7 protein-coding genes are annotated in these 8,603 nt (G+C 60.3%); 5 read left to right on the top strand and 2 right to left on the bottom strand.

The window, feature by feature from the left end:
* Both ACPZMI_RS00360 and ACPZMI_RS00355 read left to right on the top strand, forming a co-directional pair.
* The coding region (locus ACPZMI_RS00360; RefSeq protein WP_426351438.1) for a transposase at nucleotides 1-164 on the top strand (164 nt) is incomplete at its 5' end.
* Nucleotides 165-547: 383 nt separating this feature from the next.
* Nucleotides 548-3,196 carry a hypothetical protein gene (locus ACPZMI_RS00355; RefSeq protein WP_426351437.1) on the top strand — a complete coding sequence of 883 codons (2,649 nt, stop codon included), beginning with the start codon at nucleotides 548-550 and terminating at the stop codon, nucleotides 3,194-3,196.
* Between the two features lie 278 nt (nucleotides 3,197-3,474).
* Here the strand turns inward: ACPZMI_RS00355 and ACPZMI_RS00350 are convergent, their stop codons facing one another.
* Nucleotides 3,475-4,386 (bottom strand): LysR family transcriptional regulator, encoded by a 912-nt coding sequence (locus ACPZMI_RS00350; RefSeq protein WP_426351436.1) that lies wholly within the window; start codon nucleotides 4,384-4,386, stop codon nucleotides 3,475-3,477.
* Between the two features lie 213 nt (nucleotides 4,387-4,599).
* Here ACPZMI_RS00350 and ACPZMI_RS00345 point away from each other — a divergent pair, with 213 nt between their 5' ends.
* From ACPZMI_RS00345 to ACPZMI_RS00335, 3 genes are read left to right on the top strand one after another with little or no spacing between them, the layout of a single operon-like run.
* Complete coding sequence (locus ACPZMI_RS00345; RefSeq protein ID WP_426351435.1) at nucleotides 4,600-5,904, top strand: MFS transporter; 1,305 nt, start codon at nucleotides 4,600-4,602, stop codon at nucleotides 5,902-5,904.
* 27 nt (nucleotides 5,905-5,931) lie between these two features.
* Nucleotides 5,932-7,173 carry a Zn-dependent hydrolase gene (locus ACPZMI_RS00340; RefSeq protein WP_186720625.1) on the top strand — a complete coding sequence of 414 codons (1,242 nt, stop codon included), beginning with the start codon at nucleotides 5,932-5,934 and terminating at the stop codon, nucleotides 7,171-7,173.
* Complete coding sequence (locus ACPZMI_RS00335; RefSeq protein ID WP_186664129.1) at nucleotides 7,173-8,195, top strand: histone deacetylase family protein; 1,023 nt, start codon at nucleotides 7,173-7,175, stop codon at nucleotides 8,193-8,195. The genes ACPZMI_RS00340 and ACPZMI_RS00335 overlap by 1 nt, the downstream gene beginning before the upstream one ends.
* A 100-nt stretch (nucleotides 8,196-8,295) precedes the next feature.
* Here ACPZMI_RS00335 and ACPZMI_RS00330 read toward each other — a convergent pair.
* The coding region (locus tag ACPZMI_RS00330) for a GMC oxidoreductase (RefSeq protein WP_426351434.1) at nucleotides 8,296-8,603 on the bottom strand (308 nt) is incomplete at its 5' end.

Genomic DNA, 8,603 nt, shown 5'->3' with positions numbered 1-8,603 from the left:
CCAAATATCGACAGCGCAACATCATCGAACGCATGTTCGGCTGGCTAAAAGAGAACCGCCGAATCGTCACGCGCTTCGAAAAGCTCGCAAAAAGTTATGCCGCAATGGTCCCGCTGGCTTGCGTCATGCGGTGTATGCGACGGCTTTTTTCAGACAGAGCCTAGTTCAGGCGCCGCCAAACGCGACGTAAGAAGGGTAAACGGAGGCCTTGCGAACGGAGATGGCGGGCAGGAACCCGTCAAGCGCTGAGGCTCCGGACGCAGCCTACAGTGCGATCCTCCCGGGAGCGGAACGGATGCAGGAGCATTACTCCAACCCTGCTGCTGGATGGCAACATCCAGACTCGGCAAGCATCATGCTTGCGCTACGCCGCACGCTATTCAAACCCTGCCAGCTCCCATTGCCTGTTATTTCTACCAGTAGACTTTCCTTGCTGACAGCACCTATGCTGCCGATGTCAATTTTGCACAGGATATAGAGTCCGTACTTGAATGCCGGAAATCGCTATCAGGTCTACCACAAGACAACTAATGGAGTGTTTACGGTCATGGAAGTTCATGAAAAAAAGCAGGTCGACGCAGATGTGATTAACGATGATTCTAACGGCAGAACAGTCATTGATGAACTGCTCAAGAATTATCAGGAGTTCATTGGACGCAAATACCCAAACGACAGCAGCAGTGATGCGCCTCGCCCATTGATCTACGAATCGCTACTCCTGAACTCCAATGAAGACTCGGGTATCAGCGACGAGCTGGTTGCTGAGTACGGCGACGGGTTGTTGGTCATCGTCCCGAACTATAAGTCGATGAAAGCTCACGACACTGTAAAATTGATGTGGAACGGTAAGGAAGTTGCCAGCCATAAAGTTCGGCCAGGCGAGGAAAACGCTTTTCTGACGTTGCAGGTAGACCCTTCAGATGTACCACTTCCAGGTACGGGCTCACTGTATTATCTTGTGCTGCGCGCGAACAGCACCTTTGTTGAGTCACCTGCGGTGAAGACACTGTATCGAGTGGGTCAACCCGGGGTTGAGGGTGAACAGGGGATTGGTGAGAAACTTACTGCCCCCCGAGTTGTACCGCGCACGATTGAACCGGGAAGCAGCCATGCCAGGGTCACCATCCCCGCTTATCTCACTATGTCGGCAGAAGACGTCATCCATCTCTATGTCGGTCATGTCCTGATCACACGCAAAGTCACCGAGGCCGAGTGCGGTCAGGAAGTGTCGATTGATGTAAGCGAGGCCACATTCAAACTTGCAGGCGATGGAGTTGCCGTACCGGTAAGTTACTATGTGGTTGACGAGGTCGGCAATGAGTCGGAGGGGTCACATGCGACACTGGTGGCGGTCAAGCTTCAGGCCTCGGAGCTGCAGGCACCGTTGCTGCGCGACAAGGACCGGGCGCTGATCGAGGGGGATGCGTCCCCTGAAATTTTTGAAGGTACGCACCTGACAGTGCATTTACCAGGCCCCTTCAGATCAGGTGACAGCGTAGTGCTGAGCTGGGAGGGGTGCACCGAGGACGGTCTCGAGATCCCTTTCACCGCTGGGCCGAAGCCGGTGACGGACACGGCAACGCCGCCAACGTTCGACATACCGAATGAGGCCCTGACGCCGCTGGGTGGTGGCAGCGCCCGGGTGACATATCGCGTGGTGCGCGCTGGCCAGCAGATAGCCTCACCCTCGACATTCATCAGCTTCAAGGGGATGTCGGTTGCACATCCTCCACTTCTGGCAGAGGCCGAGGATGATTGGATCGATAGCGATCTGCAGGCCATCCATGTCGTGATTCCAACGGATGCCCTGCTACAGGCAGAAGACGAAATAATTGTTGAATGGCGTGGCACCGCAGCCGATGGGACAGTGTCACTCAAGACCAGCAAACGATACCGGGTTTCAGCCAAACAAGTTGGTAAACAACTGACAATCAAATTGGCGGGCAAAGACTACCTCATGCCGTTTGACGGCGGTTTCGTCGACGTGTTCTACCAAGTGAACCGTAACGGCAGGTTGGGCTACTCTCCACGATCGACCTATCAGCTGGGCTACCTCTCAGAATCGTTACCGGCACCGGTGACCGAGCCGACGCTGACGGACGGCATCCTCGATCCCGAGTGTAGCGACTACAAATACAACATGGAAATCATCATCCCATCAGGCGCCGAGCAACCCGCACCTTGTACGATTGAGTTGTACTGGTCTCGCTCGGACGGCTCATTTTATGAAGATGAACAGGTACTGGAACCGGGCGACGAAGCCTGCCCCTTCCAAATACCCGCCGAGGAGCTGGAGCTCAGCGACGAGAAACCCGTAGATGTAACGGTCTACTACATTGTGCGCTGGAAAGGTAAGCCAAGCCGGGCCTCCCAAGATTTCAACTTCAGAATTGCAACGGCTGAAATGGTGAAGAAGTCGCGATACGAGGTGACGGTACCTGCGGCGAAAAGCGGAAAACTGGCCTTGGGAGATCTGTCCGATGGATATCTTTCAATCGAGGTCCAGCCATACACCAATATGACTGCAGGCGACAAGATCATCATCAAGTACGCAGGACTTGCAAGTGACCCGCACATTGTAACTGGCACTGGCACACAAATCATCAAGCTGCCTCTTTGGAAACTACTTTCTGTCGAGGGAAAAACAGTACTGATTCTCGCCGAAATAACACCCCAAGGCGCTACCGAGCCACTGCACTCAAAACCCTTGCTACTGGAATTGATCGACGCTATTCAGGTTGAAACGTACGAGTCTTCAAATACTGGCCTCTCCAGGCACTACAACCAAAATCTTTCGGCCCTCAGACTTCAATGCTCGGATCAGGATTTCCTTGTCAGATTTACGCATAGCCCTCATAGGGCAGGCCCGCGTATGATTAGTGCCGGGAGGGCGTTCGAGAACAGCCCTGTAAAATATTCAAGCACCTATCGACTTACCCTATTCAAGCCTGCACGCAAAGTATTCTTTGGCGCCTCGGGCAATGGTACGATCAAGGCATTCAATGGCGGTAAGGCTTTAACCTCAATCAACGTCAGCCCAATTAACAACCACAAAACACTTTCATTTTCACCCACTGACAAATATTACTCGCTTGAGGCCGGGCCGGGTGAGCAAATAACGATGCTGGAGGTGTCCAGCACACCAACAACACATGTAATCTGGTTGGCGCTAGGAGCGCTATACATCGTGTACTGAGAACGAAACTCATGGGGTCAGGGTTGTGCACTCTGACCTCATGTCATCCGCCCCAGCCGACAACTCAGGCACCCTCAAACCGCCTTTGCAGCAACCACCGGTATCTTTTACTGAAAGGCAAATCTCAAGCAAACTGGCCCTAGGGTCTGTATGAAAAGCCTTGAGACGAAGGTCAGGCAAGGCGAAAACAGCCTGACCTGCGTCTCAAGACTTTTCGTGCAGAACCTAGTGCATTTTACTCTGGCGTAGACCGACCTCTGGATCGTCTCACACAGGGTTCAGTGCTCCAGACACCGCTGCAACGCCTCGACAAACACCCCCTCGGCCCGACTCAAGCGTTGCTCGCGGTTCCACAGCAGGTGGATATCCACATCGGCAATGCCTTCATGCGGCGCCAGCTTCCAGAGCAGCCCGGCCTGCACATCCGCTGCCACCACATGCTCGGGCAGGCAGCCTATACCGAACCCTGCGATCACCAGCCGACGCACCTCTTCAAGGCTCGGGGAGGACGCGACGATCCTGCCGGAGAATCCTTGCTGGTCGCGGAAGATGGTCAATGGCGAGAGCATGCCGCCAATCTGGTCGCTGGTGAAACTGACGAAATTCTCTCGTTGCAGGTCGCCTTCCTGGGCGCCGAACAGTGCGTGGTGCTTGCCGCAGAAGAAGGCATAGCGCTGGCGCAGGAACAGGCGCTGCTCCAGGCGCGGTTGCGCACGGCGGTTGAGGCTCAGGCCTGCGGTGGCGGTCTTTTCCTGCAGGGCCGCGACGATGTCGGAACTGCGCATCACGTCGATTTCCAACTCCACCCGAGAATGCTGGCGATGAAAGTCGGCGAGAAAGTCGTCGAAGCGCTCGCTGACGATACGGCTGATCATCAGCAGGCGCACCTTGCCCACCACTTCGTCAGCAGGTTGCTCCAGCAGCCCACCGATCTGCGACATCTGCCCATACACCTCGCCGGCGAGCTGGAACAGTTGCTCGCCCGTTTCGGTGAGCACGAAGCGTGGGCCGCGGCGGGCGATTAGCTGACGGCCGAGTTGTTCTTCCAGGCGTTTGAGCGCCTGGCTCACGGCCGGTTGCGTAAGGTGCAGGCGAGCGGCGGCGCGGCTGATGGAGAGTTCCTGGCCGATCACCCGAAAGGTGCGCAGCAGGTTCCAGTCGAGGCGGTCGTTGAGCAGGCGGTCGGACATGATGGGCTCGAATGATAAGCACGGCTAATAGTTCGAATAATAAATAGAAAATTGACTAATCATAGCCCCGGGTCGATAAATCAAGGGCATGCAGAGGGCCAGTGGGAGCGGGCTTGCCCGCGAAAAGGCCACCCCTGCAGCAAGACCAAGCGCCAGAGAGCGCCACCGTGACCCTCAACTCCTGCCAGAACAACAAGCAAAGGAGCCAGCCCCATGAAGCCTTCCGCTTCGCCTCAGCCGCGCCGGGCCGCGGCCGCCGCGTTCATCGGCACCATGATCGAATGGTACGACTTCTACATCTACGCCACCGCCGCCGCCCTGGTGTTCGGTGCCTTGTTCTTTCCTTCCGACAACAGTCTGTTCAGCACCATGGCGGCCTTCGGCACCTTCGCCGTCGGCTTTTTCGCCCGGCCATTGGGCGGCATCGTGTTCGGTCATGTGGGTGACCGCATCGGGCGCAAGAAATCCCTGGTCATCACCCTGCTGATGATGGGGGTGGTCACCATCGGGATCGGCCTGCTGCCGACCTACGCACAGATCGGCGCCACCGCACCGGTGCTGTTGATCCTGCTGCGTATCGTCCAGGGCATCGCCGTGGGTGGCGAGTGGGGTGGGGCGGTGTTGATGGCGGGCGAGCATGCGCCCAAGGGCCGGCGTACCTTCTTCGCATCGTTCGCCCAACTGGGCAGCCCGGCGGGGCTGATCCTCTCGCTGCTGGCCTTTGGCGCCGTCACCCGCCTGCCGGAAGAAGACCTGATGAGCTGGGGCTGGCGCCTGCCGTTCCTGGCCAGTGCGCTGTTGCTGCTGGTCGGCCTGGCGATTCGCCTGGGGGTCAACGAGTCGCCGGAGTTCATCGCCAGCCGCGAACAGGCGCTCAAGGCCCAGCGCAAGGAGCAGGCGCCGGTGCTGGAGGTGCTGCGTACCGCCTGGCGTCCGCTGTTGCTGTGCATCGGTGCCAATACGCTGGGCATCGCCGGCGTCTACTTCACCAACACCTTCATGATCAGCTACACCACCCAGCAGCTGCACCTGGAGCGCTCGCTGATCCTCGAATGCCTGTTCTTCGTGGCGATCATCCAGTTCTGTGTGCAGCCCATCGCGGCCTGGCTGTCGGAGAAGCTCGGCGCCACCCGCTTCCTTGCCCTGATGGCGCTGTTGGCGATGGCCTCGCCTTACCCGATGTTCGTGCTGGTCAGCTCCGGGCAGGGGCCGCTGATCGTGCTCGGTATCGCCCTGGCGGCTGCGTGCATGGCGTCGTTCTACGCGGTGATTGCTGGCTTCGTCAGCGGCATGTTCCAGACGCGCGTGCGCTACACCGCGATTTCCCTGGCCTACCAGGTGTGCGGCGCCATCGCCGGTGGCCTGACGCCGTTGATCGGCACCTGGCTTGCCCATCAGTTCAGCGGCCACTGGTGGCCGATGGCGCTGTTCTACACCTTGATCGCCAGCATCTCGCTGGTCTGTGTACTGGCCCTGGCGCGCCAGTATGCCCACAGCCAGCGCCTCGAGCTGGCCTGAAATCCCGATTCGACTGGAGTACCCATGATGTTGAAAAGCAATGGCGAACGCCTGTGGGCGAGCCTGATGGCCATGGCCGAGGTGGGCGCTACCGCCCGTGGCGGCAGTTGCCGCCTGGCCTTGAGCGAGGACGACAAGGCCGGCCGCGAGCTGTTCGTCGGTTGGTGCCGCGAGGCTGGCCTGAGCCTGTCGGTGGATGCCATCGGTAACCTGTTCGCCCGACGCCCCGGCCTCGAGCCACAGGCTGCGCCCGTGATGATGGGCAGCCACCTGGACACCCAGCCTGAAGGTGGACGCTTCGACGGCGTGTATGGAGTGCTGGCCGGCCTGGAAGTGGTGCGCTGCTTGAACGACCTCGGCATCCACACCCGCAAGCCGCTGGAAATCGCCGTGTGGACCAATGAAGAGGGCGCACGCTTCACCCCAGCGATGTTCGGCTCGGCGGTGTTCACTGGCGTGCTCGATCTGCAGCAGGCCCTGGCGATCCACGATGCCGATGGTATCAGCGTCGCCGAGGCGCTGGCCTCCACTGGCTATGCCGGTGAGCGGCCATTGGGCGGGCCGGTGGACGCCTATTTCGAGGCGCACATCGAGCAGGGGCCGATCCTGGAAGACAACGCCAAGAGCATTGGCGTGGTGACGGGCGGTCAGGCGATTCGCTGGCTCGACGTCACGGTCCAGGGCATGGCCGCCCACGCTGGCACCACGCCGATGGCGCTGCGCAAGGATGCGTTGTATGGCGCCGCGCGGATGATCCAGGCGGTGGAGCAACTGGCGGCCGACTTCGCCCCCGAAGGCCTGACCACGGTGGGCGAGCTGTCCATCGGCAAAGCGTCGCGCAATACCATCCCGGGCGTGGTGCGTTTTACCGTCGACCTGCGCCATCACCGCGACGAAGCCATCGAGGCCATGGAACGTCAACTGGGTGAGTTGCTGCAGGTTGTCGCCGCCCAGCGCGGCTTGCGTGTGAGCGTCGCGCGGCATTGGGTCAGCCCGGCCACCCCGTTCGATGCCGAGTGCGTGGCGGCGGTGCAGCACGCGGTCGATGCCCTCGGCCATACCCAGCAGCGGATCGTCAGTGGCGCCGGGCACGATGCGATTCTGCTGGCGCGCTACTGCCCGACAGCCATGATCTTCATCCCTTGCGTGGGCGGCCTGAGCCACAACGAAGCCGAAGACGTGCTGCCCGACGACGCCCGTAACGGCGCCGATGTATTGCTCAACGCCGTGCTGGCCCGTGCCGGCCGTGTCGAACCAGGAGAGGCCTGATGCGCTGCTATTTTCACCCCGAACAACTGCTGCACCATCCGCGCAGCTACTACTCCCGTGGTGCCATGCGCACCCCTCAGGAAGTCCCTGAGCGCGCTCAGCGCCTACTGCAAGCGGCCCGCGACCTGGACATGGACATCCGCCAACCGCAGGATGCCGGCCTCGCGCCGCTCGCCGCGGTGCACGGCGAGCCCTACCTGGCCTTCCTCCAAGAGGCGCACGCGCGCTGGAAAGAAGTGCCCGAGGATTGGGGCGACGAAGTGATGTCGAACATCTTCGTGCGCGAGCCCAACGCCTTGCGCGGCATCCTGGCCCAGGCGGCACGCTACCTGGCCGATGGCAGTTGCCCGGTGGGCGAGCAGACCTGGCGCTCGGCCTACTGGTCGGCGCAGAGTGCGGTCGCCGGGGCCCGGGCGATTCTCGACGGCGAGCGTGCAGCCTACGCCCTGTGCCGTCCGCCGGGGCACCATGCGCGCTTCGATGCCGCAGGCGGTTTCTGCTACCTCAACAATGCGGCCGTCGCTGCTCAAGTATTGCGCGAGCGCTACCACAAGGTCGCCGTGCTGGACACCGACATGCACCACGGCCAGGGCATCCAGGAGATCTTCTACACGCGCAGCGATGTGCTGTATGTCTCGGTGCACGGTGATCCCACCAACTTCTACCCGGGCGTGGCCGGCTTTGCCGATGAGCGTGGCGCAGGCGAGGGCGAGGGTTACAACCTGAACTTGCCGATGGCCCATGGCGCGAGCGAGGGGGACTTCCTGGCGCAACTGGACATTGCCCTGGATGCGCTGAAGGATTTCGATGCCGAGGTGCTGGTGCTGTCGCTCGGTTTCGATATCTACGAACTCGATCCGCAGAGCAAGGTGGCGGTCACGACCCAGGGCTTCGCCACGCTTGGCGAGCGGATTCGCGAGCTGGGGCTGCCATGCCTGATCGTGCAGGAGGGCGGCTATCACCTGCAGAGCCTGGAGGCGAATGCTCAGGCGTTCTTCGCTCAAATGGATGATTGGCGCTGAATTTAGTATTCAAATGGATTGTTTTGTGGCGTGGAGTCGCGTTTTTACTCACTAAAACCGGGCAAGCTGCCGTGCAGCTCGCCCGATTCGCCTGTGCCGCTCAGGCCGAGCGTCGTTGAGTCTCGGCCAGGATCGGGGCACTCTGCTCGGCCGATTCGAGAATCAGGTCTGCCCCTTTTTCTGCCACCATCATCACTGCTGCGTTGGTATTGCCTGAGGTCACATTGGGGAATACCGAGGCATCGACGATGCGCAGCCCGTCCAGCCCATGCACCGCCAACCGCGCGTCCACCACGCTGGTCGACGGGTCGTTGCCCATCGCGCAACTGCCGCACAGGTGATAGATCGACCCGCAGTTCTCGCGAAAGTACTGCAGCATGCTCGCGTCATCGTCCACTGCCGGGCCCG

Source organism: Pseudomonas wayambapalatensis, assembly GCF_049942315.1.
Classification (GTDB): Bacteria; Pseudomonadota; Gammaproteobacteria; order Pseudomonadales; family Pseudomonadaceae; genus Aquipseudomonas; species Aquipseudomonas wayambapalatensis.
This window is presented reverse-complemented; position numbering and strand designations above follow the sequence as displayed.

Excerpts from the sequence above, each read along its gene's own strand:
- ACPZMI_RS00355 (WP_426351437.1), top strand. The coding sequence starts at position 548 with ATGGAAGTTCATGAAAAAAAGCAGGTCGACGCAGATGTGATTAACGAT.
- ACPZMI_RS00350 (WP_426351436.1), bottom strand. The coding sequence starts at position 4,386 with ATGTCCGACCGCCTGCTCAACGACCGCCTCGACTGGAACCTGCTGCGC.
- ACPZMI_RS00345 (WP_426351435.1), top strand. The coding sequence starts at position 4,600 with ATGAAGCCTTCCGCTTCGCCTCAGCCGCGCCGGGCCGCGGCCGCCGCG.
- ACPZMI_RS00340 (WP_186720625.1), top strand. The coding sequence starts at position 5,932 with ATGTTGAAAAGCAATGGCGAACGCCTGTGGGCGAGCCTGATGGCCATG.
- ACPZMI_RS00335 (WP_186664129.1), top strand. The coding sequence starts at position 7,173 with ATGCGCTGCTATTTTCACCCCGAACAACTGCTGCACCATCCGCGCAGC.